This window comes from Xanthomonas sp. LF02-5 (assembly GCF_034105325.1).
Taxonomy (GTDB): domain Bacteria; phylum Pseudomonadota; class Gammaproteobacteria; order Xanthomonadales; family Xanthomonadaceae; genus Xanthomonas_A; species Xanthomonas_A sontii.
The window spans coordinates 962,045-987,892 of record NZ_JAXGGF010000001.1; the positions used below are offsets into that span (position 1 = coordinate 962,045).

The following is a 25,848-nucleotide window of genomic DNA, read 5'->3' on the forward strand; positions in this document are numbered from 1 at the left end:
GGCGTTTCTGGGGGCCGGGGATTATTGCATGGAGCTGGGAATGGGGAATCGGGAATGGGGAATCGCAAGAGCGCCGCCCGCGAGCTGATGGCCACGAAAAAGGCGCCTTTGCAGGCGCCTTGTCGGAGTGGGGTGGGATCAGGCCGGCAGATGCCGCTTTTAACGATTCCCGATTCTCAACTCCCAATTCCCGGCTTCCGTCACTCCCTGATCCAGGTCTGCGTCCGCCCCAGCGCCTCGATGCCGATGTAGCCGCGCATCTGCAGCTTCTTGCCGCCGTCGGTCAGGGTGACCTTGGCCTTGTAGGTCTTGCCCTTGGCCGGGTCCAGCACCGAGCCGCCGTCCCATACCGCGGTGCCGTCGGGCTTGAGGCCCCACAGGATGGTCATGCCCTTGATCGGCTTGCCCTTGCGCTCGCCGTCGCACTTGTCGCACATCGGGTTGGGGCCGTGGTTGGACTGCAGGATCTCGACCACCTTGCCGCTCAGTTTGCCGTTGGCGGCCTGTTCGATCTGCACGATCGACTTGGGCTTGCCGGTTTCGTCGTCGATGGTCTGCCAGCGGCCGACCGGCGAGGTGTCGGCGGCGTGCGCCATGAATGCCGCCGCGCTCAGCGGCAGGGCCAGCATCAGGGTCTTGAAGGTCGTGCGCATGTTCCCCTCCCGAGGGATGTCCGGTGCGGCCGGCGCGATGCCGGCCTGATCCGACTGTATACCCAAGCGTATGGTGCTGGGAATCCGCACTGCGGCATGCGGTTCAGCGTGGCCGGCGGTGGGCGTTCAGCCGTGCTCGTACAGTTCCAGCGGCAGGTCGTCGGGATCGGCGAAGAAGGTGAAGCGGCGGCCGGTGTACTCGTCCACACGGATCGGTTCGACCGCCACGCCGTGCGCCTGCAGGTGCGCGACGGCGGCGTCCAGGTCGCGCACGCGCAGCGCCAGGTGGCGCAGGCCGCAGGCTTCCGGGCGGCTCGGCCGCGGCGGTGGCGCGGGGAACGAGAACAGTTCGAGCTGGCTGCCGTCGGGCAGGGCCAGGTCCAGCTTCCAGGAGTCGCGCGCATCGCGGTAGACCTCGGCGATCACCGGCAGGCCCAGGATGCGGCAATAGAAGTCCTTGGAGCGCGCGTAGTCGGAGGCGATGATCGCCACGTGGTGCAGGCCGTCCAGGGTCAGCGACGAGGTCATCGCGGCGCGCTCGGGCAACAGGTGTGGGCGATGGCTGCAGTGCGCGTCTGTGGCGCGGCGGTGGCGACAGTGCGGTCGCGCGTCGTCAGTAAGCGGGCGAATGGCATGGCAGCAGCATAGCGCAGCGCGTCGCGACCACACCGCTGCCGTCTGCGACACTGCGCATTCCGTCGCTGCGAGGCCGCACCACGCCGCGGGACATCGCGCAGCTGGCGCGGCGTCTGGCATCGTCTTAGAGAGTGCGGGGCGCCTTGCACGCGACGGCGCGATGGCTTCGCCGTCGGTTTTCAGTGGGTGTCGGCGCTGATCGATCGCCTTGGCCGTTTGTGGGAGGGACTTCAGTCCAGACGCCCTTCACTGCAACGCGTCGGGACTTGAAGTCCCTCCCACAAGGGGTTCATGCGGGCCCAGTGCCCTGATGCAACTGGTGTGCGATCCGCACCGAGTGGAATGGGCGCAACCGGACGGCGATTGCATCAACGGGACGTCGCTGTAGTTCCCACTCCTGTCGCGCTGCACTTGCAGCAGCCGGCATGCCAGGGAGCTGCACTGTGGGTTCGTGCGCGCTCATGTCCTGGTGGAACTGGCGTGCTATCTGCCTCGCTGCGGCTGCTGCTTTTCCGTAGGGGCGGCTTCAGCCGCGACCGGGCTTCACCAGCAAGGCCCCATCGCGGCTGAAGTCGCTCCTGCGACGATCCCGCGACGCCTCAGGTCGCATGTTCCGCCGGAGGAGCGGCTTTCCGCTCACCCCTTCTTCTTGCTCGCCACCCAGCGCTCGATCTTTTCCTGCAGCACGTTCAGCGGTACCGAGCCATCCTTCAGCACTTCGGCGTGGAATTCGCGGATGTCGAACTTGTCGCCGAGTTGCGCGCGCGCGTAGTCGCGCAGCTGCAGGATCTTCATCTCGCCGATCTTGTAGGACAGCGCCTGGCCGGGGATGGCCATGTAGCGCTCGGCCTCGGCTTCGGCGTCGGTGCGGCTGGTGGCCGAGTTCTGCAGCATGTAGTCGATCACCTGCTCGCGGGTCCAGCCCTTGCTGTGCAGGCCGGTGTCCACCACCAGGCGGATCGCGCGCCACAGCTCGTTCTGCAGGTAGCCGAAATAGTTGTAGGGATCCTGGTACAGGCCCATGTCCTTGCCCAGCGATTCGGCGTACAGGCCCCAGCCTTCGATGAAGGCGGTCTCGCCGCCGAAGCGGCGGAACTTGGGCAGGTTGGTCAGCTCCTGCTGCAGGCCGAGCTGGAAGTGGTGGCCGGGAATGGCCTCGTGCAGGTACAGGTCTTCCGCATCCCAGGTCTTGCGGCTGGGCAGGTCGTAGGTGTTGACGTAGAAGATGCCGGGGCGGCCATCTTCGCTGGGACGCATGTACGAGCCGCTGGCGGCCGACTGCGCGCGGTACGGCTCCACCGGGCGGATCTCGAACGCGGCCTTGGGCTTGAGCGAGAACATGCGCGGCACCGCCGCGTCGACCCGGCCTTCCAGGCCGCGGTAGTAGCTCAGCAGCTCGTCCTCGCTCTTGAAGGTGAAGCGCTTGTCGGTCTGCATGAACTTGAAGAACTTCTGCATCGAGCCGCGGAAGCGCACCTGCTTCATCACCGCCTGGATCTGGCCCTGGATGCGCGCCACCTCGTCCAGGCCGATCTGGTGGATCTGGGCGGGGGTCAGGTCGGTGGTGGTGCTCTGGCGCACGTTCCAGGCGTACCAGGCATCGCCGCCGGGCAGGGCGCCGATGCCGGCGGTATTGCGCGTGGCCGGCAGATAGTCGGTGGCGATGAAGCCGCGCAGCGCGCGGTAGGCGGGCATGATCCGGTACTCGATCATGCGCTTGTATTCGGCGGTGATGCGCTGCTTCTCGGCCTCCGGAATGTCCGCCGGCAGGTTGCGCACCGGGCCCCAGAACAGGCTCTCCTCGGCGGTGGGCTTGATGATCGCATCGAGCTGCGGCAGCACCTTCTCCATCAGCGCGCGCGGCTGCACCACGCCGGCCTTCATGCCTTCGCGCATGTTGGCGATGGCCTGGTCGAACAGCGCCGGGATGCCGAGCGCGCGCCGCGACCAGTTGTCGTAATCCTTGACCGTGCGGAACGGCTGCGCGCCGGTGCCCGAGCCGAGCATCACCATGATGCTGCCGACGTTGTAGAACTGGTTCACCGGCTGCATCCAGCTCGGATACTTCTCCGCCTCCAGCGCGTTGCGCGCGTCGCCGACGAAGATCTCGTAGCTGAGCAGGTCCTGGCCGCTGAGTCCGTCCTTGCCGATCGCCTCGGCCTTGCCCAGCCACTCCACGGTGAAGTCGTGCGACTGCTGGCGGAACGCAGCCGAGAGGAAGTTCGGCAACTGGTCGTTGTAGCGGCTGTCGCCCTGGAAGGTCGCCTGCAGCGGATTGAGCTTGAGCGAGGCTTCCCAGTAGTCGTCGTACAGCCGGTTCAGCTGTTGCGCCTTGGTCAGCACCACCGGAGCCGGCGCCGGCCGCGCCTTGCGGGCCTTGCTCGCCTTGGCGCGGGTCTGCGCGGTGGTCTGCTTGGTGGTCTTCTTCTTGGCCGCGTCCGCCGGGGCCGCCAGCGACAGGCTCAGGGCGGTGGCGATGGCCAGGGACAGCAGGCGGGAAAAGCGGGGCGGCATTGCGGGCTCCAACGACAAGCGAGCGGGGAGCTTGCCCGATCCGCACCGCCGAGGCCACCCATGGCCGCTGCCTGCGGGCGCCCACCGCCCTGTCCCGGGCGGGCGCCGTGTCGCGACGGGCCAGGCGGCATCGGCGTCTGCGGCGCTGCACGACGGCCGCGCGCAAGCGCGTGCGGTGCGCTCGCGCGTGTGCCGGCGTTCAGTCGGCGGCGGCTTCCTCGCGCAGTTGTTCGGCGCGTTCGGGGGTCAGGTAATCGGTGATCAGCCGCCGCATCAGGTACAGCAACGGGATCAGCAGCACCGCCAGCAGCATCTTGCAGATGTAGTTCAGCGTGCTCACCGCCAGGAACAGCTGCATCGACCAGTGCTGCGGGCCGAGCACGAAGGCGATGTAGATCACCACGAAGCTGTCGATCAGCTGCGAGACCGCGGTGGAGCCGGTGGCGCGCAGCCACACGTGCTTCTCCCCGGTCACGTTGCGGATGCGGTGGAACACCGCCACGTCGATCAGCTGGCCGGCCATGAATGCGACCAGCGAACCGGCGATGGTCCACATGCCCTGGCCGAACACCGCGGCGAACGCGGCCTGGTAGTCGGGCACGCCCTGGTGTTGCGCCGCGGTGACCCAGAAGCCGGCTGGGGCCAGCGCGATCGCGGCGAAAGCGAACAGGAAGCCATAGCCGATCAGCGCCACCGCCAGCCAGGAGATGAAGCGCACGCCGCGGCGGCCGAAGAACTCGTTGATGGTGTCGGTGAGGATGAACACCAGCGGCCACAGCAGGGTGCCGGCGGTGAAGTTCATCGAGCCCGTCTGCCCGAACAGGTTCCAGTTCAGCGGCGCGATGCCCAGGGTGTCTTCCAGGGCGAAGATCTTGACCCCGATGAACTCGGCCAGCGCGGCGTTGACGCAGAAGAACGCCGCCAGGGCGATGAACAGCCGGACCGCGCGATCGTCGAGCGTGCCGCGGCGCATCGGCGTCAGCGGTCCACGGTGCGGGTGAAGGGCACGCTCTCCGGCGACACCGCGCCGCCGGAGATGATGAAGCTCATGGCCTGGTCCACGCTCCAGTCGGTGGGCGTGAGCAGTTCCACCGGCACGATCTCCAGGTAGCCGGAGGTCGGGTTGGGCGTGGTCGGCACGTACACCGCGGCCAGCTCGCGGCCGGTGCCGTGTTCCTTGATCACCCGCGTGACCAGGCCCACCGACTTCATGTCCCGGTGCGGGAAGTCGATCAGCACCACGCGCTGGGTGCTGCCGGGCTGGGTCTGCAGGATGTCCACCAGCTTGCGCACGCTGTCGTAGACCACGCTGGCCAGCGGGATGCGGCGCATCACGGCTTCGAACCAGCGCAGCAGGCGCTGGCCGATCATGCGCCGGCTGAGGATGCCGACCAGCAGGATCACCGCCAGGGTGGCGATCAGGGCGATGGTGTTCTGCACCCATTGCGCGGTGACCCAGCCCAGCTCGCGCGGGAACGAGGCGGCGATGCGCACCGACAGCGGCACCACCCAGGGGCTGCTGATGCCCGAGAGCAGCACGAACACGAACTTGACCACCACCCAGGTCAGCCAGATCGGCAACAGGGTCAGCAGGCCGGTGAAGAACAGCCGTTGCAGGGACGGGCGGGGGGCGGGAGCGGAGAGATCGGGCGACATCCGCGTAGTGTAGCGGCGCGTGATGGCCGTTGGTGCGGCGCCGCATGGTCTCGCGGCGCGGCCGTGCAGCTGCGATTGGGCCGGGGCCCGCCCATGCGGCCCGCCTCGCGACGCCGCGCACGCTGACGGCGCGGTCGGTATCGCATGCGATGTGTACCCGCATGCGTGCGCAGAGGCGGCGCCGGCCTTGGCGAACCCGCGGGCGGCAGGCGCGCTAACGCGGCGGCTTGCGCTTGACGTACAGCTGCTTGCGCGTCCGCGCCACCACCTCGCCCTGGGCGTCGACGACGTCGGTCTCGAACCAGCGCAGATGCTTGTCGCCGCCGGCGGTGGCCGCGCGCAGTTCGTCCAGCAGCGCCTGGTCCAGATCGAACCGCGCGCTGACCGTGCCGCGCCCCGGGCGCACGAACTCGATGCTGCCGGCCTTGTCCCAGACGTAGTAGTCGCGCCCCAGGTTCTGCATGGTCAGCAGCATCCAGAACGGATCGGTCATGGCGAACAGGCTGCCGCCGAAATGGGTGCCCACGTAGTTGCGGTTCCACGGACGCATGCGCAGTTCGACCCGGGCGTGGCGGTAGTCCGCGCTCAGTTCGGTCACATGGATGCCGGCGCACAGGAACGGCGGCCACAGGTTCAGGCCCAGGCGGAACAGCGATGGCTTCATTGCGCGGCAGTGGGTGGATCGGAGTGCGGCAGGTTACCAGACGCATGCGTATGGTGTGCTGGTGTCGCGTCGCTGAGCGCGTAGCCGTCGCGTCCGTCGCGCTTGACCCGGTACAGCGCCGCGTCGGCGGATTCGAAGAACGCGCGCTCCGACGTGAGCGCTGTCGCGGTGGCGCTGTGCACGCCCAGGCTGGCGGTGATGGCGACGCTGCCGTTCGGCGCGCGCAGCGACAGCCCGCGGATCTCCTCGACCAGCGCCGCGGCGATGCGGCTGGCATCGGCGGCATCGGTGGCGGGCAGGATCATGGCGAACTCGTCGCCGCCAAAGCGCGCGGCGACCTCGCGCGGATGTCGTGCATGCCGCGCCACCGCGGCGGCCACCAGCTTCAGTGCGCGGTCGCCGGTGCGATGGCCCAGGGTGTCGTTGTAGCGCTTGAAATGATCCACATCGACGATGATCAGCGTCAGCGGCCGGCCGCTGCGCCGCGCCTCGTCCAGCGCCTGGGCGAACGCCTGTTCGAAGCCGTGGCGGTTCACCAGCCCGGTCAGGGCGTCGCGATGCGCCTGGCGGCGCCAGCGTGCCGCGTGCAGGCACAACTGACCGGCGGCGACGATGGCCAGGGCGAGCAGGGCCGCCCCTGGCGCGAACCAGCGGCTGCCGAGCAGCAGCCACAGCAGGCTGCCGCCGGCGACCACCGCCATGCTCGCCAGCGGCACCAGCCAGCGCCGTCGGCGCCCACCGGCGCACTGCGTGCCCAGGCAGGCCAGCAGCACCAGCAGCGTCGACCCGGCCACCTGGGCAGTGCGCGACGACGGCAGGATCGGGTCGCCGCGCAACAGCATCGCCGCGACGTTGGCCTGGTATTCGGGCGCGCTCATCCAGCGCGCATCGGACATCGGCGTCATCACCCGCTGCCCCAGACCGGTGGCGGTGACGCCGACGATCGCCAGGCGTCCGCGCAGCGACTGCGGCGGAATCCGGCCCTGCACGACGTCGACGTAGGACACCTGCGCGAACGGTGCCGACGGCGCGGCGAAACGCAGGCCGACGTAGTCCGCGCGATGCCAGGCATAGGGTGCGTCGGTGGTGGCCGGCGCCGGCGGCAGCGCGCGGCCGGTGAGGGCCGCGGCCAGCGCCGGCCAGTGCGCACTGCCGAGCCCGGCGCGCAGGTAGACGCCGCGCGCGATGCCGTCGGCATCGACGGCGAGGTCGGTGTGCGCCAGCGCCGCCGCGGCGGTGGCGATGGCGGGGATCGGCAGCAGCTCCTGCGGCATGTCCGCACCGCTGGCGCTGCCGATCACCGGCAGCACGGTGCGGCCATTGCGCCGCAGCGCCGCGGCCAGGCGCGCATCGTCGTCGGCGTGTTGCAGGTCGGGTTCGCTGAACAGCAGATCCAGCGCCACCCGCTCGGTGCCCGCTGCGCTGAGCCGGTCGAGCAGGCGCGCGTGCAGGTCGCGTCGCCATGGCCACTGGCCCAGTGCCTGCAGGCTGCGGTCGTCGATGGCGATCAGCAGCATGCGCGGATCGGCCGGACGCGGCGCCTGCGCGATTGCCGCGTCGTACAGCGCGTTGTCCAGTCGCCCGGTGACATCGCCCAGGCTCAGTGCCGCGGCCAGTGCGGCTGCGACGAGCGCCACCAGCACGTGTCGCAACAGCGCGCCGTTCACAACGCCAGCCACAGCAGCAGCGCGCCGCCGGCCGTGCCGAGCTTGCAGTAGCGGCAGGGCAGGTCCAGCGTCTGCGGCGTCGAGAACGGCGCGGCCTCGCCGTCGGCGTCCAGGGTCTGGATGCGCACGTACCAGGTGCCGCGGCGCGGCCGCGGCAGCGCGACCTGCGGCTGGGTCACGGTGCGTTCGAGCAGGCCGCGGCGGAACGCGGGATCGCGCGCCAGCTGCACCCGGTAATGGTGCGCGTCCGGATCCGGCTGCCAGCGCAGGGTCAGCGTGCTGCGCTCGGCCTGCGCCGGCGCCAGGCCGGGATCGACCGGCGTATCGCTGAGATGCAGCGTCAGCGCCTGCCCGAACGGGCCTTGCCGGCCTTGCGCATCGCGCGAGGCGAGGCGCCAGAAGTAGGTGCCGGGCGGCAGGGGCTGCGGCGCGCGCAGATGGGTCGCGTCGGTCTCCTGCTCCAGCAGCAGGTCCTGGAACTGCGCATCGCGCGCCACTTGCAGCACGCTGCTGGTCGCCTCCGGGTTGCGGGTCCAGGCGAAGCGCGGCCGCGCGATGCGCAGTTGCTGCTCGTGCAGCGGCTGCACGGTCAGCGGCGGCAGCGGCGTGGCCGAGACCTGCAGCGGCTGCTCGGCGTCCTCGCCTTCCACGCCAGTGGCGGTGACGCCACGCAGCAGCAGTCGCAGGTCGCCGGCCGGCAGCGCGTCCAGCGCCAGTGCGGTGGTCTCGGTTTCCTGGGCGAAGCGCAGCACCTCGCGTTGCTGCGCGTCCACCGCCTCAAGGCGGTAGTGGCTGGCGCCGGCCAGCGGCGCCCAGGCGAGCAGGTAGGGCGGACGCTGCAGGCGACTGTGCGCCAGGTCCAGGATCGGCGCCGGCAGCAGCGCTTCCTGCCGCGGCGCCGACCCGGTGGCGACCCGCGCCGCCTCGCCTGGCTGCAGCAGGCGCTGGCCGCCCTGGCCGGCGACGCGCACCGCGCCCTGCAGCACCTCGGTGCTGGCGAACGCGCTGTCGCTGCCGGCGCCGACCCGGAAGCGGGTGCCGCGCACACTGCTGGTGCTGGACGGGGTCTGGATGATGTAGCGCGAGGCGGGGCCGGTGGCGGGGATGACGTCGTTGCTGGTGCGACCCTTCTCCAGCCGCACCCGGGTATCGACCATGCCGGTGGCGCCGTAGCGGACTAGCTGGTCGAAGCGCACCAGGCTGTTCTCGCGCACCTGCATGCGCGAGCCGTCGGCGAACTGCACGGTCGCGCTGGCATCGGCACCGGTCTGCAGGGCGCTGCCGATCGGCAGCGGCATGCCTTGCTGCGCCGAGAGCGTCGCCCGGTCGGCGGTCTGCACGCTGATCTGTCCACGCAGGGCGACCAGCCGCGCCGGCGCCGGTTGCATGCGCAGCCAGGCGATCGGAAACCGCAGGCGCGATCCCGGCACCAGCCGCTGCGGATCGGCGACCTGGTTGTGCTGGCCCAACCGCGCCCAGTCCATGCCCGGGCGCAGATACAGCCGGCCGAGATCCCAGAGCGTATCGCCGGGGCGCACCCGGTAGTGCCAGTCCTGCGCCATCGCAGTGGGGGCGAGCAGCAGGCCAATCCAGCACAGCAGGCCGGCCAGTCTGCGTGCGCCTGCCCACGAGGTGCGGGTGGGCGAGGCCATGCGGCGATCGAACTGGTTCACGGCATACATCCGGCAAAAGACCAGGCCGGCGCTGCCTGCGGGGCTGCAGGCAGCGTTCGTCCCTGATCGCGGCATCCTGGGGTCAGGCCGGGTCGCGTCCGTCCGTCGCAGCGGCTGGAGACGCCGTAGTCAGCCGCTGGACCTGAGATTGTAATCTTAGAACAACAGGGCGGACATCTTCCGGCGGTACTGCCCGACCAGATCCTCGTCCTCGATCACCCGGAACGCATCGATCAGCGCCTTCTTCGGCAGGCCGTCCTCGAACGCGCGGTCCTGGCGCAGCATTTCCAGGAACTGCTCCAGCGCGGCCGCGTCGTCGCCGCCGACCAGGTGGCGCACGCCCAGCAGGTAGCGCGTCTTGAGATCGGCCGGATCCTGCGCCAGCGTGGCCTGCAGGGTCTCCAGCGGCGGGGCGGCCTGCAGCGCGCCGACGAAGCCCAGTCGCGCCCGTGCCCGCACCGCGCGCTCGTCGGTGGCGAGATTGGCCGGCAATGCGTCGATCAGGGTCTCGGCCTCGGCGGCGGCGCCGACCTTGACCAGGGCCAGGGCCAGATCCAGCTTCAGTTCGTCCTTGTCCGGCTCGGCCGCCACCGCCTCGCGCAGGCGCTGCACCTCGGCCTGCGGATCCAGCGGCGCCGCCGGCACGTCCTCGGCCGGTTCCTGCGCGGCCAGTGGCACGATCCCGTGCTGGGTCAGGAACTCGCGCAACTGGCCCTCCGGCAGGGCGCCAGGGAAGCCGTCGACCAGTTGCCCGCCCTTGACCAGGAACACGGTCGGCACCGAGCGGATCTGGAACGCCGCCGCGATCTGCTGCTCCTGGTCCACGTCGACCTTGGCCAGCACGAAGCCGCCGTTGTACTCGGCCGCCAGCTTTTCCAGGATCGGGCTCAGGGTCTTGCACGGGCCGCACCAGGGCGCCCAGAAGTCCACCAGCACCGGGGTCTGCAGCGAGCGCTGCAGCACGTCGGCTTCGAAGGTCTCGGTCTTGGCGTCGAAAACGTGGGGCGTGTCGGACATGGGCAGTGTCATCGCAGGCGAGAGGACGCTCTGTATGGAGGCGCCGCGGCGCCGATGCAAGGGCGGCGGCGCCACGCCGCGCGTGCCGGCCGCGGCCGCAGCGGCGACAATGCCCGGCTGGAGGCGCCATGCCGGCGCGAAAGGACGGGAACGGATGGGCGAGGTGAGCGAACGGGTGCTGCGCTGGATCGGGCCGCTGCTGACAGTGGCCGCGGTGGCGGCGATGCTGGGCTTCGGCGCGGTGCTGCCCGGCTATCTGCCGTGGTCGCATCCGCTGGCCCTGCTCGGCGCGCGCGGCATCCCGCACGCCTGGGCGTTCAACCTGTTGGCATTCGTGTTGCCCGGGGGCCTGGCGATGGCGCTGGCGCTGCGGCTGCTGCGCCGCGCCGGCCGCCACGCGCCCTGGTCGTTTCGCGTTGGTGGGCAGTTGCTGCTGTTGGCCGGCCTGGCTTTCGCCGGCATGGGCCTGCTGCCGCTGGATCCGACCGACCTGGACGCGCGCGCGTCCCAACTGCATGCCAGCGCGTGGTTGCTGTGGGTGGTGGCCCTGGTGGCGGCCGCGGCCCTGCTGGGGCTGGGCGCGCGCCGCGATCCGGCCGCGCGCGGCTGGGCCGCGCTGGCGTTGGCGATGGCGCTGCTGGTGACGTTGGGCGCGTTCGCGCTGGATCGGCTGCTGTCGCCGGCGCTGGCGCAGCGGCTGGTGTTCCTGCTGTGGTGGGGCTGGCTGGCGCTGCTGGCCTGGTGGCCGGGGCCAACGAGGGTCCCGCACCGCGGCTGACCCGGTCGGACTTGCGCAGTCGGCCGTCGAGGCGGGCTGTGGCAGGGTCGATGCCGGCGTGCGGCCCGGTGTCGCCAATCGCGTTGCAGCCGCGCTCCCGGCGCCTGCCAGGCGCCGCGGCGGCGTCCCGCGCCGTTGCCGCCCGTCGCCGGGATTGGAGCGGCTTGCCGCGCTACGGTACCCTTGGCCGCTTTGTTGCCGCCTGGCCCTTGCCCGTTTCCATGTCCGCCGTCGAGCCCACCGCCTACGACCCGCAGCAGGTCGAATCCTCCGCCCAGCAGTTCTGGGACGCCACCCGCGCCTTCGAGGTCGACGAGACCTCCGACAAGCCCAAGTTCTACTGCCTGTCGATGCTGCCGTACCCGTCCGGGGCGCTGCACATGGGCCACGTGCGCAACTACACCATCGGCGACGTGATCAGCCGCTACCAGCGCATGATCGGCAAGAACGTGCTGCAGCCGATGGGCTGGGACGCGTTCGGCCTGCCGGCCGAGAACGCGGCTATCAAAAACAAGACCGCGCCGGCGAAGTGGACCTACGCCAACATCGACCACATGCGCAGCCAGCTCAAGTCGCTGGGCTACGCCATCGACTGGTCGCGCGAGTTCGCCACCTGCCGGCCGGAGTACTACGTACACGAGCAGCGCATGTTCACCCGGCTGATGCGCAAGGGCCTGGCCTACCGCCGCAACGCGGTGGTCAACTGGGACCCGATCGACCAGACCGTGCTGGCCAACGAGCAGGTCATCGACGGCCGCGGCTGGCGCTCCGGCGCGCTTGTCGAAAAGCGCGAGATCCCGCAGTGGTTCCTGCGCATCACCGACTACGCGCAGGAACTGCTGGACGGCCTGGACCAGTTGCCGGGCTGGCCTGAGTCGGTCAAGACCATGCAGCGCAACTGGATCGGCCGCTCCGAGGGCCTGGAGATCCAGTTCGACGTGCGCGACGCCGACGGCAGCGCGCTGGACCCGCTGCGCGTGTTCACCACGCGCCCGGACACGCTGATGGGCGTGACCTTCGTGTCCATCGCCAGCGAGCACCCGCTGGCGTTGCACGCGGCCAAGTCCAATCCCGAGCTGGCCGCGCTGCTGGCCGAGCTGAAGCAGGGCGGCGTCTCCGAAGCCGAACTGGAAACCCAGGAAAAGCGCGGCATGGCCACCGGCCTGACCGCGGTGCACCCGATCAGCGGCGAGCAGGTGCCGGTGTGGGTCGCCAACTTCGTGCTGATGGGCTACGGCACCGGCGCGGTGATGGCGGTGCCCGGCCACGACCAGCGCGATTTCGAGTTCGCCAGCAAGTACGCCCTGCCGATCCGCCAGGTGATCGCGCTGAAGGCGCCGAAGAACGACGACGAGCGCAGCTACGACCCGAGCCGCTGGCAGGACTGGTACGGCGACAAGACCCGCGAGCTGGAACTGGTCAATTCCGCCGAGTTCGACGGGCTGGACTTCCAGGGCGCGTTCGAGGCGCTGGCCGAGCGCTTCGAGCGCAAGGGCCAGGGCCAGCGTCGGGTCAACTACCGCCTGCGCGACTGGGGCGTCAGCCGCCAGCGCTACTGGGGCTGCCCGATCCCGGTGATCTATTGTCAGAGCTGCGGCGCGGTGCCGGTCCCCGAGGACCAGTTGCCGGTGCTGCTGCCGGAGAACGTGGCCCTGAGCGGCACCGGCTCGCCGCTGAAGACCGACCCGGAATGGCGCAAGACCACCTGCCCGCAGTGCGGCGCGGCGGCCGAGCGCGAGACCGACACCTTCGACACCTTCATGGAGTCGAGCTGGTACTACGCGCGCTACACCTCGCCCGGCGCCAAGGACATGGTCGACAAGCGCGGCAACTACTGGTTGCCGGTGGACCAGTACATCGGCGGCATCGAGCACGCGATCCTGCACCTGATGTACTTCCGCTTCTTCCACAAGCTGCTGCGCGACGCGCGCCTGGTGGACAGCGACGAGCCGGCGACCAACCTGCTGACCCAGGGCATGGTGATCGCCGAGACCTTCTACCGGCAGAACCCGGACGGCTCCAAGGACTGGATCAACCCGGCCGACGTGGACGTGCAGCGCGACGACAAGGCGCGGGTGATCGGCGCGGTGCACCGCGGCGACGGCCAGCCGGTGCTGATCGGCAGCACCGAGAAGATGTCCAAGTCCAAGAACAACGGCGTGGATCCGCAGGCGATGGTCGGCAAGTACGGCGCCGACACGGTGCGCCTGTTCTCGATGTTCGCCGCGCCGCCGGAGCAGTCGCTGGAGTGGAACGAGGCCGGCGTGGACGGCATGGCGCGGTTCCTGCGCCGGTTGTGGGCGCAGGTGCACAAGCATGTCGCCGACGGCGCCGCGCCGGCGCTGGACCCGGCCGCGCTCAACGCCGAGCACAAGGCGCTGCGGCGCAAGACCCACGAGACCATCGGCAAGGTCGCCGACGACTACGGCCGCCGCCACAGCTTCAACACCGCCATCGCCGCGGTGATGGAGCTGACCAACGCGCTGGCCAAGTTCGACGACGCCGGCGATCAGGGCCGCGCGGTGCGCCAGGAAGCGCTGGAAGCGGCGGTGCTGCTGCTCAACCCGATCACCCCGCACGCCAGCCACGCGCTGTGGCAGGCGCTGGGCCATCCGGCGACGCTGCTGGAGGACGTGCCGTTCCCGCAGCCGGACCCGGCCGCGCTGGTGCGCGACGCGGTGACCCTGGCGGTGCAGGTCAACGGCAAGCTGCGCGGCACCATCGAGGTCGGCGCCGACACCCCGCGCGAGCAGATCGAGGCGCTGGCCCAGGCCGAGCCGAATGCGGCCAAGTTCCTGGAAGGGCTGAGCATCCGCAAGATCATCATCGTCCCCGGCAAGATCGTGAATCTGGTGGCGGCGTGAGCCGGCGCGCCGCTGCGGCCGCGTCGCGGCCGTGCGGCGCGGCAGGTCTCAACCCGCGTTCACGCGGCGTACGGCAGGCTAGCCGCCTGTTGCCGCGCCCAGCCGGCTCCTCCAGACTGTGTCCATGACCCGACTCCTGCTCGCTCTCGTCTTCGCGGCGTCCCTGACCGCCTGCGGTTTCCACCTGCGCAACAAGCTGACCCTGCCGGCCGACACGCCGTCGGTGAAGGTGGTGTCCTCGGCGCCGTACAGCGAGCTGGCCAAGCTGCTCGAGCGCGGCCTGCGCGCGGCCGGCGCGCAGATCGCGCCCAAGGACGTCAACACCGGCGTGGCCCGCCTGGAGGTGCTGTCCGAGCGCTGGGGCGACCTGCCGATCGCGCTCGATGCCGAAGGCCGCGCCCAGGAATACAGCCTGCGCTACGCGGCGATCTTCGTGTTCCGCCGCGCCGATGGCAGCGTGCTGGTGCCGCAGCAGGTGATCGAGCTGTCGCGCGACTACGTCTCCCCGCCGACCGACGCCACCGGTACCTCCACCGAGCGCGAGATCCTGGCCGACGAACTGCGCCGCGAGATGTCGGCCTCGATGCTGCGCCGGATCGACAGCGTGGTGCGCGCGCAGGTGCGCGACGGCAAGGACGTCAACGCCGCGCCGCCGTCCACCGATGGCACGCCGGTGGAGGGCAAGCCGGCCGACGGTACCCCGGCCGCAGGCAAGCCGGCGACTACGCCGCAGCCTTGAGCTTGGCCCTGCTGCCTTCGCCGCCGCGCACGGCGGCCACGCCGTTCGCTGCCGGCGCATGGCGTTCGCCGTATGTGCCTGCAGCAGCGTAGGCTGTCGTCATGGAACTGCGCCCCGAACAACTCGCCACCCAACCGGCGTCGCAGCCGCTGCAGCCGGTCTATTTGATCGCCGGTCCGGAAACCCTGCGTGTGCTGGAAGCCGCCGATGCGGTGCGCGCCCGCGCGCGCGCCGCCGGTATCGGCGAGCGCGAAGTGTTCGATGCCGATGGTCGCGATTTCGATTGGGGCCAGCTGTATTCCAGTTTCAATGCGCCCAGCCTGTTCAGCGCGCAACGCCTGATCGAGCTGCGCCTGCCCAGCGGCAAGCCCGGCAAGGAGGGCGGCGAGGTCATCAGTGCGTTCTGCGCCGATCCGCCGCCGGACGTGGTGCTGCTGATCACCTGCAACGAATGGAGCAAGGCGCACCAGGGCAAGTGGGCCGACGCGGTCGCGCGCATCGGCACCATCGCCGTGGCCTGGGCGATCAAGCCGCACGAACTGGGCGACTGGATCGAGCGGCGCCTGCGCAGCAAGGGCCTGCGCGCCGACGCCGGCGCGGTGCAGCGCCTGGCCGAACGGGTGGAAGGCAACCTGCTGGCGGCGGCGCAGGAGATCGACAAGCTGGCTCTGCTGGCCGACGGCCAGGGCCTGGACGTGGCGGCGATGGAGTCGCTGGTCGCCGATGCCGCCCGCTACGACGTGTTCCGCCTGGCCGAGGCCACGCTCGGCGGGCAGGCGCCGGCGGTGCGGCGCATGCTCGCCGGCCTGCGCGCCGAGGGCGAGGCGGTGGCCGCACTGCTGCCGATCCTGATCAAGGAGCTGCTGCGCACTGCCACCCTGGCCAAGGTGCAGGCCGCCGGCGGCAACCTGGCGGCGGAAATGAAGGGGCAGGGCATCTGGGAGTCGCGGCAGGCGCCGTTCAAGCGCGCCCTGCAGCGCCACGCCGAACCGCGCCGCTGGGAACGTTTCGCCGCCGAGGCCGGCCGCATCGACCGCATCGCCAAGGGCCGCGCCGACGGCGATGCCTGGATCGCCCTGGAACGCCTGCTGCTGGCGATCGCCGAGGCGCGGGCGGTTCGGTTGTTGGTGGTATGACGGCTGGGAGCCGGGAATCGGGAATGGGGAATGGGAACAGCGGCGCTGTGGTCCCGCCAGAGACCTCGCAGCCTGCGGCTGTTGCTTCTTCCCCATTCCCCATTCCCCATTCCCCACCACTGCATCTGATCTACGGCGGCACCTTCGATCCCATCCACAACGGTCACTTGGCGATCGCGCGGGCGGCGCGGGAGGCGTTCGGGGTGCCGGTGCGGCTGATGCCGGCGGCCGATCCGCCGCATCGGCCGACGCCCGGGGCCGATGCGCAGCAGCGCTGCGCGATGCTGGCGCTGGCCATCGCCGATACGCCGGGGCTGGTCCTGGACCTGCACGAAGTGCGCCGTGCGCAGGCCCGGCCGGGCGTGGCGTCCTACAGTATCGACACGGTGCGCGAGTTGCGCGCCGAGCTCGGCGCCGACGCGCCGCTGGCGCTGCTGATCGGCAGCGACAGCTTCGTCGGCTTCAACGGCTGGCGCGAGTGGCGGGCGCTGCTCGAGGCCGCGCACCTGATCGTCGCCGACCGCGCCGGCAGCGGCTGGGAGCGGGCGGTGCCGGCGGAACTGACGCAGGCGGTGGCCGGACGCTGGGCCGACACGCCGCAGGCGCTGGCCCGTGCGCCGGGCGGCCGCCTGTGGTGCCTGCGGCAACCGCTGCGCAGCGAATCGGCCAGCCTGGTGCGCGCGCGCATCGCCGCCGGCGAGGACTGGGCGGCCTTGCTGCCGGCACCAGTGGGGGCCTATATCCGCGACCATGCGCTGTATGCGTCCGGTGCCGCCGCCGCTGGCTGAATACGCGTCCTGCCGGGGTCGCCTATAATTCGCCCCATTCCATCGAGTTCGCCGCTTTGTCCAGTCAAGCCCACGTCATCAAGACCCAAGTCCCCAATCCGCCGCCGCCGCTGCCGGTCCTGCTCGCCCACGTCCGCGAGGCAGTCGAGGAACTCAAGGCCAAGGACGTGGCGGAAATCGACGTGCGCGGCAAGTCCAGCGTCACCGACTACCTGGTCATCGTTTCGGGCACCTCCACCCGCCACGTCAAGTCGATCGCCGACGAAGTCATCAAGTACGCCAAGCGCCTGGATGTCATGCCGCTGGGCGTGGAAGGCGAGCGCGAGGCCGAGTGGGTGCTGGTCGATCTCGGCGACGTGGTGGTGCACGTGATGCTGCCGCGGGTGCGCGAGTTCTATGCGCTGGAGCGGCTGTGGACGGTCGGCGACCAGCCGCCGGGCGACGACGACTCGGCACGCGATGCCTAAGCGGCGCAATCCCGCGCGCAGCGTCGGCAGCGAGGCGTTGCCGGTCAGCAAGCGTGTCGGCGCGACCGAATCGACACCCGCGACGCCGGCACGCAAGCGCTTCGACTCCCTGGTCAAGCGTCTGGAGCGCGCCCGTGCGCAGTTGCATGCGTGGCAGGATGCGCTGCCGCGCTGGGAGCAGCGTTTCCACGAGCAGGTCGATCCCTTGCTGCAGGAGCGCGATGCGGCGCAGGTACAGTTGTTGCGGGAACTGGACGCAGCGCATGCCACCTACAAGTTGAGCAAGCGCGATCGCGCCGATCTGTCCGAGCTCATTTGCGAGTTGGCTGCGCTGTTGATCCGGGACGGCGACAACGATGGCCTGAAGGACATCTACGACCGGCATAGCCCCCTCGGATTCGACCAGGATCTGGCCGAATCCGAGGCATTGCTGACGTCGGTCATCGGTGAGGAATTCGGCCTGACCGAAGAGGAAATGGCGCATATCCACTCCCCTGAAGCGCTGTATGCGCAGATCCAGCAGCGGCTGCACGCACAGCAGGCGCATGCGGCCGGGCGCGCCCAGCAGCGCGACAAGCGCCGCCGTGCCGGTGCAGGCAAGGCCGCGCAGGTCGCCGCCGATCCGCAACAGACGCGTCGCGCGCTGTACCGCAACCTGGTTGCCGCATTGCATCCGGACCGCGAACCCGATCCGCAGCAGCGCGAGCGCAAGACCGCTTTGATGCAGCGGCTCAACCAGGCGTATCAAAACGACGACCTGCTGGCACTGCTGGAACTGCAACTGGAAATCGGCCAGTTGGATCAGGCCGGCATCGCGGCGATGGCCGAGGAGCGCATCCGTGACTACAACGACCTGTTCGCCGCGCAACTGCGGCAGGTCGAGCAGACATTGGCCGGACTGGTCGATGACTTCATGGGGCGTTACGGTCTTCAAGACGAGCGCGCGCCGCAGCCGCAGCGCCTGGATGCGCTGTTGGCGCAGATCAAGCGGCAGGTGCAGGAGGAGATCCGCTCCTGTGCCGACGATCGCGCTGCGGCGCGGCAGGCCGACACGCTGAAGCAATGGTTGAAGCGGGAGCGTGCCCGGCTGGCCGAGCAGGAACTGGACGACGCGATGTACGACGCCCTGCTGCTGGGCGAGCGTTGGTGATGCGCGCCTGCCGCGCGCAGCGATGAAGGCGCGCATCATCGCCACCGGCGAGCGCGCCCCGGCCTGGGTGGCGCAAGGCTTCGCCGAGTACCGCAAGCGGCTCTCGCACTGGTTGCCGCTGGATCTGGTCGAGATCGAACCCGGCCTGCGCGGCAAGGGCCGCGATGCGCAGCGCGCGATCGAGGACGAAGGCCGCCGGGTCCTGGCGGCGCTGCCGAAGAATGCACTGGTGGTGGCGCTGGACGTGCCCGGCAAGCAACACAGTTCCGAGCAACTGGCGCAGCGCATGGAGCACTGGCGTGGACAGGGACGCGATCTGGCGTTCCTGATCGGCGGCCCCGAGGGCCATTCGCCGGAGGTGCTGGCGGTGGCCAGCGAATCCTGGTCGCTGGGGCCGCTGACTCTGCCGCACATGCTGGTGCGGCTGGTGGTGGCCGAGCAGTTGTACCGTGCGGCGGCGATGCTGGCCAATCATCCTTACCATCGCGCCTGATCGCCTGATCGCCTGATCGCGGATCGCGGATCGCGTGCGCGTGGCGGCAATGCGTGCGTGATGCCGATGCTGGCGCACCGCTCAGGCAACAAAAAAAGCCCGGGCTTTCGCCCGGGCTTTTCGTTACGGCCTTGCGACGTTCGCGATCAATTGAACGTGTACTTCGCACCCACCGTGAAGTAGCGGCCGATCGCACCGCTGAAGTGCAGCGGGTTGTAGTTGACCGCACCGTAGGTGGTCGGATCCAGCGGGGCGATCCGGTCGAACACGTTCTGCACCGATGCGTTCAGTTCGAAGGCAGGCGTGATGTTCCAGCGGCCCGACAGATCGAAAGTGGTGAACGAGGCGATCTTCTTGACCGGCGTACCGTCGGCGTAGAACGCCTGGTAGTCGCCGCCGCGGCGATCCTTGTTCTCGATGCTGTCGATGTAGTTGACCACGCCGCTCACGCTCCAACTGCCCTGCTTCCAGGTGGTGCCGAAGTTGATGCGGTCCTGCGGCGTGCCGATGCAGTTGGTCACGTCGCAGTTGCCGTGCGTGCCCACGTAGTCGACGGTGGTGTCGCCTTCGGTGCGCTCGAACTTGAGCAGGTGGCTCCACTGCGCGTCCAGCTCCAACTGGCCGGGACCGATCTCGAAGGTCTGGCGGATGTCGGTGTCGATGCCGCGCACGCGCGAGGAGTTCGCGTTCACGTAGCCGGTGTTGACGGCCAGGATGGTGCCGCTGTTGGCGACGCCGCCGATGTTGTTGCTGTCGCGCAGGACGTTGCCGGCGGCGATCGCATCGGCGGTACTGCCCTGGGCGATCTCGTTGGTGCGCTTGATCTCCCAGCCGTCCACGGTCAGCGAGGTCGTCGAGGTCGGCTGCAGCACGAAGCCCACCGAATAGCTCTTGGACTCCTCGGGCTTCAGCGCCGGGTTCGGACGGGTGATGATCGCCACCGAGCGCGCGGTGCACTCGTTGGCCGGATCGATCGCGCAGCGCACCGGATCGCGGGCGTTGGAGAACGCGGCCAGGCCGCCGTCGCCGTTCTCGGCCGGGTTCGGCGCACGGAAGCCCTCGGCGTAGCTGGCGCGCAGCGCGATCCAGTTGGCCGGGGTCCACTTCACGCCCAGCTTCGGCGTGGCCTTGCCGTCGCCGCCGTCGTACTTGTCGTAGCGCAGCGCCGCCGACAGTTCCAGTTGCTCCAGCACCGGTGCCGACAGTTCGACGTGCGCGGCGTAGACGTTCTGGGTGCCGTCGTAGGCCGAGTAGCCCAGGCCGATGATGTCGCCGATATCGGTGTAGGTCTGCGGGGTCAGGCTGTTGCTGGTCTTGCGCCATTCCGCGCCCAGCGCCAGGCCCAGCGGCCCGCCCTTGAGGTCCATCAGGCTGCGCGAGACGGTGAAGTCGAACATGTCCAGTTCAGACTTGGCACGTGCGCTGATGGTCGGCGAGATGTAGTCGTAGAGCGCCTGCGAGTTGAGGTTGGCGTTGTCGCCGATCCGCCAGGTGCCGGCCGGGCAGGCCGGGTTGCCGAGCACGCAGCGCACGGCGCTGTAGCGCAGGAAGCCGGTGCGCTTGTTGACCAGGTTGGTACCCGAGTGCAGGTAGCCGGTGTCGTAGCTCCAGTCGCCCCAGTTGCCCTTGACGCCGACCAGGAAGCGGTTGAACTCGTTGGTGTTGTCGGTGACGCGCGGGCCCACGTCCCAGGCGCTGTAGCGCAGGCGCGCGGCGTAGGGCAGGGGATTGTCGGGATGGCCGGCGTAGAGCACGGTGGCGCCGGCGCCGCTGTTGGCGTTGACCGGGCCACCCGGGTAGCCCCAGCCGCCGGATACGCCGGAAGGGGTATTGGAGAACACGGTGTTCTTCTTCGAGTAGCCGATCTCGGTGTAGATCTCGCCGCCCTCGCCGAAGGCGAAGCTGGCGCGGCCGAACACGTTGACGTACTTCTCCTCGGGGGTCAGATCGCGGAACTGCTGTGCCGGATCCCACAGGCAGCCCTGCGCCTGCGCGGTGGCGTCGCTCTGGCCGGGGATGGTGGTCAGGCCGGCGCAGCCGGGCAGTGCCACCAAGCGGCCGGCGGTGTTGAACACCGAGCCATTGGGACCCGTGCCGCCGGCGGTGCCGCCGCTGAGATAGGCGCCGCCGAGGAACTGCGCATCCTGTGCCGCATAGCCCCAGCGGCGGATGTCGCCGGTGCCGATCCACTTGCGGTCCTTGCGGTCGCTGATCTTGATCGCGTCGGTCTTGCCCACGTCCAGGCTGAAGAACGCGTTCCAGCCGTCGCTGGCGAGGTCGCCGGTACCGGCGGTCAGGGTCGCCTTGCGCGCATCGCCGTCGCCGTCGCCGGAGAGGCCGTAGGAGCCGCGCAGGATCGCGCCCTGGAAATCGCTGCGCAGAATGATGTTGACCACGCCGGCGATGGCGTCGGAGCCGTAGATCGCCGAGGCGCCGTCCTTCAGCACTTCGACCCGCTCGACCGCGTCCAGTGGGATGGTGCTCAGGTCGGTGAAGACCTTCTGGCCGTCGTCGGCCAGGCCGTAGGTGGCCATGCGCCGGCCGTTCAACAGCACCAGGGTGGAGCCGGCGCCCAGGCCGCGCAGCGAGATGCCGGCGCCGCCGCCGGCGAAGCCGTTGCCGAAGGTCTTCGGGATCGAGCCGGCGCCGTCGGCGGTCAGGGTCTGCAGGTACTCGGCCAGCGAGGTCTTGCCGGTGCGGTCGATTTCCTGGCGGGTCACCACTTGCACCGGCGACGGGGTCTCGGTGTCGGTGCGCGGGATATTGGAGCCGGTGACCGTGATGCGGTCGAGATTGGTGGCCGCTTCCTGGGCGAGGGCGGCGGGCCCTGCGAGGGCGGCGAGAACGCCGGCGACGGAGGCACACAGCAGCGTACGGCGGGTTGCACGCCGTTGGGTCGGGATGTTCACAGTTTCTCTCCTAACTGGAAACGCAGGTTGTGACTTTCTGGCGAAAGTGCCGACCTTTTGACGGCCGGCTGGTTCCCATCTAGGTGTATCTATCGTGAACAAATGGTGAATTTTTGCGTAACGCGCACGGCCGGGCGGTGCCCGGCCGGCGCATTGCAGCCCTCAGCGGTCCATCGAAAAATCGACCGGTACCAGCCCGTACGCCTGCACCGGCGTGCCGTTCTGCAGCGCCGGCTTGAACGCCCAGCGCTTGAGCACCTGGTCGCGGGCAGCCTGGTCAAGCACCCGGTGGCCGCTGCTCTTCTCGATGCTGACCTGCAGCGGTTGCCCGTCGGTGCCGACCAGCACCCGCAGCAGCACGCTGCCCTGCAAGCGATCGCGCAGCGCGTCGCGCGGATACGGCGGCGCCGGCGCGCGCAGGTACTGCAACTGCATGCCGTCCACCGGCGCGCTCACGCTCGCCGGCGGCAGGCTGGGCGCGGCGATGCTGGGCGCGGGGTCGACGTTGGGCGCGCTGTCCAGCACCACCGGGCTGCTGTCGGCCGCTGGCGCCGGCGTCGAGGTCGGCACCGGCACCGCAGTGGGCGTACGCGGCTGCGTCGGCACCTGTTTCTCGACGGTGGGAATGGTCGGCGGCGGTGGCGTGACCTTGACCAGCACCTGTTGCTGCCAGCGCGGCTGCACCTGCGCCGGTTCCGGTGGCGTGGTCACGTGCGAGAGCGGAAGCAGCAGCAACAGGGCGGCCAGCACGTGCAGGGCGATCGCGGTGCTGTAGGCCAGGACCCGGGACAGGTCGATGCGGAAGGACGGGGCGGGGAGTTGCGTGCGAACCATGGATCCACCTCTGCGATAGGAGTGTCGTGGACTGCGGTACCGGAAAACGCACGGGGGCGACGGATGGGGTCATCGCGCCCGTCCGCGTTTCGACAGTGCGCCGGTCGCGGGCACTTTGGCAAGAGGCGGCGGCGATCGAGGCCGGGTGCCGTATTGGCGAGGGGCGCTGCGGCGGACTGGAAACGACGACGGCGCCCGCAGGCGCCGTCGCGAAGGAGGGTGCGAACCGGGCTTACTTGCCCAGTTCGAACACCACATCCAGGTTGACCGAGACGCTGCTCTCGCCCGGCGCGACCGGGGTGCTGTCCATCTCCGCCTTCATCGCCATCGCGCGCATCATCGGCATCGGCGGGCGCACGCCGCCGCTGCTGCCTTCGGAGATGCTGACGATGCGCCGCACGTGCAGGCCCAGCGCCTTGGCGTAGGTCTGCGCGCGTGCCTGCGCCTTCTTCAGCGCATCGACCCGCGCCTGGTCGTACAGCGGTTCCGGGTCGTCGATCTCGAAGGTGGGGCCGTTGATCTGGTTGGCGCCCTGCGCGGCCAGCGCGTCGAGCACCTTGCCGAGCTTGGCGATGTCGCGCACCTTGAGGTTCACCGAGTTGTTGGCCTGGTAGCCGATGATCTGCGGCGCCTGGTTCTCGGCGTACTTGTACTGCGGGTTGAGGCTGACCCCGCTGGTCTGCACGTCCTTGTCGGCGATGCCGGCGGCGCGGATCGCGGCCAGTACCTTGGTCATCTGCTCGGCGTTCTGGCGCATCGCCGCGGCGCTGTCGGTGGCCTGGGTGACCACGCCGGCGGAGATGGCGGCGACGTCGGGCGCGCGCTTGGCCTCGGCCTGCGCGGCGATGTTGAGCAGGGTGCCGTCGGCGGGCACGGCGTAGCCGGGCGCGGCGGATTGGGCGTGGGCGGTCATCGTGCCTCCTAGGGCGAGGGACAGGGCCAGCAGCAGCGGGCGGACGGACAATGCGCGCATCGATGTTCTCCTTGTGAAGATTGGGCGAGGGTGTTGCCGCGACGATGAACGCGTCGTGATCTTCGCCGGGGTCGAAGCGATCGTCCCGCAATTAGCGATCGTTCAGTCAGTCCGGTCGGGTTATCCTTCGGCCATGCTGCATCTCGCGTCCCGTTCCCCTCGCAGAAACGAACTGCTGACCCGCCTCGGCGTGCCGTTCCGGATCCTCGATCTCGAGGTGCCGGAAGTGCGCGCGGCCGACGAGTCGGCGCAGGCCTATGTGCGCCGGGTGGCGCTGGACAAGGCCCGCGCCGGCTTGGCGCAACTGGCCGACGCCGCCGACGCGGTGGTGCTCGGCGCCGACACCGAGGTGGTGCTGGACGATCGCGTGTTCGGCAAGCCGGCCGACGCCGAGGATGCGGCGGCGATGCTGGCGGCCCTGTCCGGGCGCACCCACCAGGCGATGACCGCGGTGGCGCTGGTCGCCGCCGGCCGCGAAGAGCTGGTGCTGGTGCCCACGGCGGTGACCTTCGCCGCGTTGTCCGCGCGCGACATCGCCGACTACGTGGCCAGCGGCGAGCCGATGGGGCGGGCCGGCGCGTATGCGATCCAGGGCGGCGCCGAGCGTTTCGTCAGCCGTCTCGACGGCAGTTATTCCGGGGTGATGGGCCTGCCCCTGCACCAGACCCACCACCTGCTGCGCACCTTCGGAGTGCTGTGATGTCGCAAGAGATCCTGGTCAACGTCACACCACGCGAGACCCGGGTGGCCGTCATCGAGAACGGCATGCTGCAGGAGCTGCACATCGAGCGCGGCTGGCGCCGCGGCGTGGTCGGCAACATCTACAAGGGTCGGGTGCAGCGGGTGATGCCGGGCATGCAGGCGGCATTCGTCGAGGTCGGGCTGGAGCGCGCGGCGTTCCTGCACGCCAACGACGTGGTGCGGCCGGCGCCGGTCGGCAATGGCGACACCGAGGAGGCGACGCCATTGCCGGTCTCGGCCGCGGTGCCGATCGTGGAACTGCTGCGCGACGGCCAGGACATCGTGGTGCAGGTGGTCAAGGACCCGATCGGCAGCAAGGGCGCACGGCTGACCACGCAGATCAGCATCCCCTCGCGCTATCTCGTGCTGCTGCCGCAGTCGCGGGTGATCGGGGTGTCGGCGCGGATCGAGGACGAGGCCGAACGGCAGCGCCTGAAGACCCTGGTCGCCGACCTGGCCGCCAGCCACGGCGGTTTCGGCTACATCATCCGCACCAATGCCGAGGGCCAGCCGGCCGAGGCCCTGGCCGAGGACATCGCCTACCTGTCGCGGGTCTGGAACGTGGTCGAGCGGCGCGGTCGCGACGGCGCCCCGGCCAGCATCATCTACGAGGACCTGAGCCTGCCGCTGCGCGCGGTGCGCGACCTGATCCGCAAGGACGTGGAGAAGGTCAAGGTCGATTCGCACGAGACCTTCGAACGGCTGCAGGCCTTCGTCGCCAAGTACATGCCGGTGCTGGCCGAGCGCCTGGAGCTGTACACCGGCGACCGTCCGATCTTCGACCTGTACGGGGTCGAGGACGAGATCGCCCGCGCGCTGGACAAGCAGGTGCCGCTGAAGTCCGGCGGCTACCTGGTCATCGACCAGACCGAGGCGATGACCACCATCGACGTCAACACCGGCTCGTTCCTGGGCCAGCGCAACCTCGAGGAGACGGTGTTCCGCACCAACCTGGAGGCGGCGCAGGCGGTGGCGCGGCAACTGCGTCTGCGCAACCTCGGCGGCATCATCATCATCGACTTCATCGACATGGACGATGCCGAGCACCGCCGCCAGGTGCTGCGCACGCTGGAGAAGGCGCTCTCGCGCGACCATGCCAAGACCACGGTGTACGAGTTCTCGCCGCTGGGCCTGGTGGAGATGACCCGCAAGCGCACCGTGGAGAGCCTGGAGCGGCAGCTGTCCGAACCGTGCCCGGAATGCAGCGGGCGCGGCTCGATCAAGACCGCCGAGACCGTGACCTACGAGATCTTCCGCGAGATCACCCGCGCGGTGCGCCAGTTCGACGCGGCGCGGCTGCTGGTGATCGCCTCGACCAAGGTGGTGGCGCGCATCACCGACGAGGAATCGGCGGCGGTGGCCGAGCTGGAGGAATTCCTCGGCAAGACCATCCGCTTCCAGGCCGACGAACAATACCTGCAGGAGCAGTTCGACGTGGTGTTGTTGTGAGGCTGGGAGTGGGGAATCGGGAATGGGGAATGGGGGAAGAGCGCGCT

At 69.8% G+C, this 25,848-nt stretch carries 22 protein-coding genes; 10 read left to right on the forward strand and 12 right to left on the reverse strand.

Translation table 11 applies throughout. The features are described 5' to 3' along the window. Positions 1–200: 200 nt before the first annotated feature. From SLW52_RS04320 to trxA, 9 genes are all read right to left on the reverse strand, one after another. Positions 201–653 carry a DUF2147 domain-containing protein gene (locus SLW52_RS04320; protein ID WP_320739332.1) on the reverse strand — a complete coding sequence of 151 codons (453 nt, stop codon included), beginning with the start codon at positions 651–653 and terminating at the stop codon, positions 201–203. Between the two features lie 126 nt (positions 654–779). Further along, positions 780–1,169 carry a VOC family protein gene (locus SLW52_RS04325; RefSeq protein ID WP_320739722.1) on the reverse strand — a complete coding sequence of 130 codons (390 nt, stop codon included), beginning with the start codon at positions 1,167–1,169 and terminating at the stop codon, positions 780–782. Positions 1,170–1,925: 756 nt separating this feature from the next. Next, a complete protein-coding gene (locus tag SLW52_RS04330; RefSeq protein WP_320739331.1) occupies positions 1,926–3,803 on the reverse strand; it encodes a DUF885 family protein in 1,878 nt (625 codons plus the stop codon). Positions 3,804–4,002: 199 nt separating this feature from the next. Further along, positions 4,003–4,785: a queuosine precursor transporter gene (locus SLW52_RS04335; RefSeq protein ID WP_026144042.1), complete on the reverse strand. Its 783-nt coding sequence runs from the start codon at positions 4,783–4,785 to the stop codon at positions 4,003–4,005. Continuing rightward, positions 4,782–5,459, reverse strand: a complete 678-nt coding sequence (locus SLW52_RS04340) for a DUF502 domain-containing protein (RefSeq protein WP_320739330.1) — start codon at positions 5,457–5,459, stop codon at positions 4,782–4,784. Before SLW52_RS04340 ends, SLW52_RS04335 begins: the two co-directional genes overlap by 4 nt. 214 nt (positions 5,460–5,673) lie before the next feature. Next, positions 5,674–6,123, reverse strand: a complete 450-nt coding sequence (locus SLW52_RS04345; protein WP_148827570.1) for a DUF4442 domain-containing protein — start codon at positions 6,121–6,123, stop codon at positions 5,674–5,676. Next, a complete protein-coding gene (locus SLW52_RS04350) occupies positions 6,120–7,760 on the reverse strand; it encodes a CHASE2 domain-containing protein (RefSeq protein ID WP_320739329.1) in 1,641 nt (546 codons plus the stop codon). The genes SLW52_RS04345 and SLW52_RS04350 overlap by 4 nt, the downstream gene beginning before the upstream one ends. 26 nt (positions 7,761–7,786) lie before the next feature. Further along, positions 7,787–9,463 carry a FecR domain-containing protein gene (locus SLW52_RS04355; RefSeq protein WP_320739328.1) on the reverse strand — a complete coding sequence of 559 codons (1,677 nt, stop codon included), beginning with the start codon at positions 9,461–9,463 and terminating at the stop codon, positions 7,787–7,789. 156 nt (positions 9,464–9,619) lie between these two features. Continuing rightward, complete coding sequence (gene trxA / locus SLW52_RS04360; protein ID WP_242004297.1) at positions 9,620–10,480, reverse strand: thioredoxin; 861 nt, start codon at positions 10,478–10,480, stop codon at positions 9,620–9,622. A gap of 154 nt (positions 10,481–10,634) precedes the next feature. Between trxA and SLW52_RS04365 the strand changes: the two genes are divergently transcribed. The 8 genes from SLW52_RS04365 to rlmH all read left to right on the forward strand — a co-directional run bounded on the left by SLW52_RS04365 (position 10,635) and on the right by rlmH (position 18,895). Then, a complete protein-coding gene (locus SLW52_RS04365) occupies positions 10,635–11,258 on the forward strand; it encodes a DUF998 domain-containing protein (RefSeq protein WP_320739327.1) in 624 nt (207 codons plus the stop codon). Between the two features lie 221 nt (positions 11,259–11,479). Next, entirely contained in the window at positions 11,480–14,122 is a 2,643-nt protein-coding gene (leuS, locus tag SLW52_RS04370) for a leucine--tRNA ligase (RefSeq protein ID WP_320739326.1), read from the forward strand. 124 nt (positions 14,123–14,246) lie between these two features. Continuing rightward, positions 14,247–14,861, forward strand: coding sequence for an LPS assembly lipoprotein LptE (lptE, locus tag SLW52_RS04375; RefSeq protein WP_320739324.1), 615 nt, complete (start codon positions 14,247–14,249; stop codon positions 14,859–14,861). A 101-nt stretch (positions 14,862–14,962) separates the two neighbouring features. Further along, positions 14,963–15,997 carry a DNA polymerase III subunit delta gene (holA, locus tag SLW52_RS04380; RefSeq protein ID WP_320739322.1) on the forward strand — a complete coding sequence of 345 codons (1,035 nt, stop codon included), beginning with the start codon at positions 14,963–14,965 and terminating at the stop codon, positions 15,995–15,997. 23 nt (positions 15,998–16,020) lie between these two features. Next, positions 16,021–16,785 carry a nicotinate-nucleotide adenylyltransferase gene (gene nadD / locus SLW52_RS04385; protein WP_320739321.1) on the forward strand — a complete coding sequence of 255 codons (765 nt, stop codon included), beginning with the start codon at positions 16,021–16,023 and terminating at the stop codon, positions 16,783–16,785. A 56-nt stretch (positions 16,786–16,841) separates the two neighbouring features. After that, entirely contained in the window at positions 16,842–17,252 is a 411-nt protein-coding gene (gene rsfS, locus SLW52_RS04390) for a ribosome silencing factor (RefSeq protein ID WP_043092642.1), read from the forward strand. After that, positions 17,245–18,402, forward strand: coding sequence for a J domain-containing protein (locus SLW52_RS04395; protein ID WP_267117105.1), 1,158 nt, complete (start codon positions 17,245–17,247; stop codon positions 18,400–18,402). Before rsfS ends, SLW52_RS04395 begins: the two co-directional genes overlap by 8 nt. 22 nt (positions 18,403–18,424) lie before the next feature. Next, positions 18,425–18,895 carry a 23S rRNA (pseudouridine(1915)-N(3))-methyltransferase RlmH gene (rlmH, locus tag SLW52_RS04400; RefSeq protein WP_320739319.1) on the forward strand — a complete coding sequence of 157 codons (471 nt, stop codon included), beginning with the start codon at positions 18,425–18,427 and terminating at the stop codon, positions 18,893–18,895. A 146-nt stretch (positions 18,896–19,041) separates the two neighbouring features. On the opposite strand, the gene SLW52_RS04405 is transcribed toward rlmH, so the two are convergent. The 3 genes from SLW52_RS04405 to SLW52_RS04415 form a co-directional block, all read right to left on the reverse strand. Beyond that, a complete protein-coding gene (locus SLW52_RS04405; protein WP_320739318.1) occupies positions 19,042–21,804 on the reverse strand; it encodes a TonB-dependent receptor in 2,763 nt (920 codons plus the stop codon). Positions 21,805–21,966: 162 nt separating this feature from the next. Beyond that, positions 21,967–22,638: an energy transducer TonB gene (locus SLW52_RS04410; RefSeq protein WP_320739317.1), complete on the reverse strand. Its 672-nt coding sequence runs from the start codon at positions 22,636–22,638 to the stop codon at positions 21,967–21,969. A gap of 232 nt (positions 22,639–22,870) precedes the next feature. Continuing rightward, on the reverse strand, positions 22,871–23,611 hold the full coding sequence (locus tag SLW52_RS04415) for an SIMPL domain-containing protein (RefSeq protein ID WP_017907288.1): 741 nt from the start codon (positions 23,609–23,611) through the stop codon (positions 22,871–22,873). Between the two features lie 133 nt (positions 23,612–23,744). Between SLW52_RS04415 and SLW52_RS04420 the strand changes: the two genes are divergently transcribed. Continuing rightward, on the forward strand, positions 23,745–24,311 hold the full coding sequence (locus tag SLW52_RS04420; RefSeq protein WP_267093763.1) for a Maf family nucleotide pyrophosphatase: 567 nt from the start codon (positions 23,745–23,747) through the stop codon (positions 24,309–24,311). Then, positions 24,311–25,801 carry a ribonuclease G gene (gene rng, locus SLW52_RS04425; RefSeq protein WP_010340444.1) on the forward strand — a complete coding sequence of 497 codons (1,491 nt, stop codon included), beginning with the start codon at positions 24,311–24,313 and terminating at the stop codon, positions 25,799–25,801. Before SLW52_RS04420 ends, rng begins: the two co-directional genes overlap by 1 nt. The last annotated feature ends 47 nt before the right edge of the window (positions 25,802–25,848 follow it).

What these genes read in the sequence shown, in the direction of transcription:
- SLW52_RS04320 (WP_320739332.1), bottom strand. Translation starts at nt 653, where the DNA reads ATGCGCACGACCTTCAAGACCCTGATGCTGGCCCTGCCGCTGAGCGCG.
- SLW52_RS04330 (WP_320739331.1), bottom strand. Translation starts at nt 3,803, where the DNA reads ATGCCGCCCCGCTTTTCCCGCCTGCTGTCCCTGGCCATCGCCACCGCC.
- SLW52_RS04340 (WP_320739330.1), bottom strand. Translation starts at nt 5,459, where the DNA reads ATGTCGCCCGATCTCTCCGCTCCCGCCCCCCGCCCGTCCCTGCAACGG.
- SLW52_RS04345 (WP_148827570.1), bottom strand. Translation starts at nt 6,123, where the DNA reads ATGAAGCCATCGCTGTTCCGCCTGGGCCTGAACCTGTGGCCGCCGTTC.
- trxA (WP_242004297.1), bottom strand. Translation starts at nt 10,480, where the DNA reads ATGTCCGACACGCCCCACGTTTTCGACGCCAAGACCGAGACCTTCGAA.
- SLW52_RS04365 (WP_320739327.1), top strand. Translation starts at nt 10,635, where the DNA reads ATGGGCGAGGTGAGCGAACGGGTGCTGCGCTGGATCGGGCCGCTGCTG.
- leuS (WP_320739326.1), top strand. Translation starts at nt 11,480, where the DNA reads ATGTCCGCCGTCGAGCCCACCGCCTACGACCCGCAGCAGGTCGAATCC.
- lptE (WP_320739324.1), top strand. Translation starts at nt 14,247, where the DNA reads ATGACCCGACTCCTGCTCGCTCTCGTCTTCGCGGCGTCCCTGACCGCC.
- holA (WP_320739322.1), top strand. Translation starts at nt 14,963, where the DNA reads ATGGAACTGCGCCCCGAACAACTCGCCACCCAACCGGCGTCGCAGCCG.
- nadD (WP_320739321.1), top strand. Translation starts at nt 16,021, where the DNA reads ATGGGGAATGGGAACAGCGGCGCTGTGGTCCCGCCAGAGACCTCGCAG.
- SLW52_RS04395 (WP_267117105.1), top strand. Translation starts at nt 17,245, where the DNA reads ATGCCTAAGCGGCGCAATCCCGCGCGCAGCGTCGGCAGCGAGGCGTTG.
- rlmH (WP_320739319.1), top strand. Translation starts at nt 18,425, where the DNA reads ATGAAGGCGCGCATCATCGCCACCGGCGAGCGCGCCCCGGCCTGGGTG.
- SLW52_RS04410 (WP_320739317.1), bottom strand. Translation starts at nt 22,638, where the DNA reads ATGGTTCGCACGCAACTCCCCGCCCCGTCCTTCCGCATCGACCTGTCC.
- SLW52_RS04415 (WP_017907288.1), bottom strand. Translation starts at nt 23,611, where the DNA reads ATGCGCGCATTGTCCGTCCGCCCGCTGCTGCTGGCCCTGTCCCTCGCC.
- SLW52_RS04420 (WP_267093763.1), top strand. Translation starts at nt 23,745, where the DNA reads ATGCTGCATCTCGCGTCCCGTTCCCCTCGCAGAAACGAACTGCTGACC.
- rng (WP_010340444.1), top strand. Translation starts at nt 24,311, where the DNA reads ATGTCGCAAGAGATCCTGGTCAACGTCACACCACGCGAGACCCGGGTG.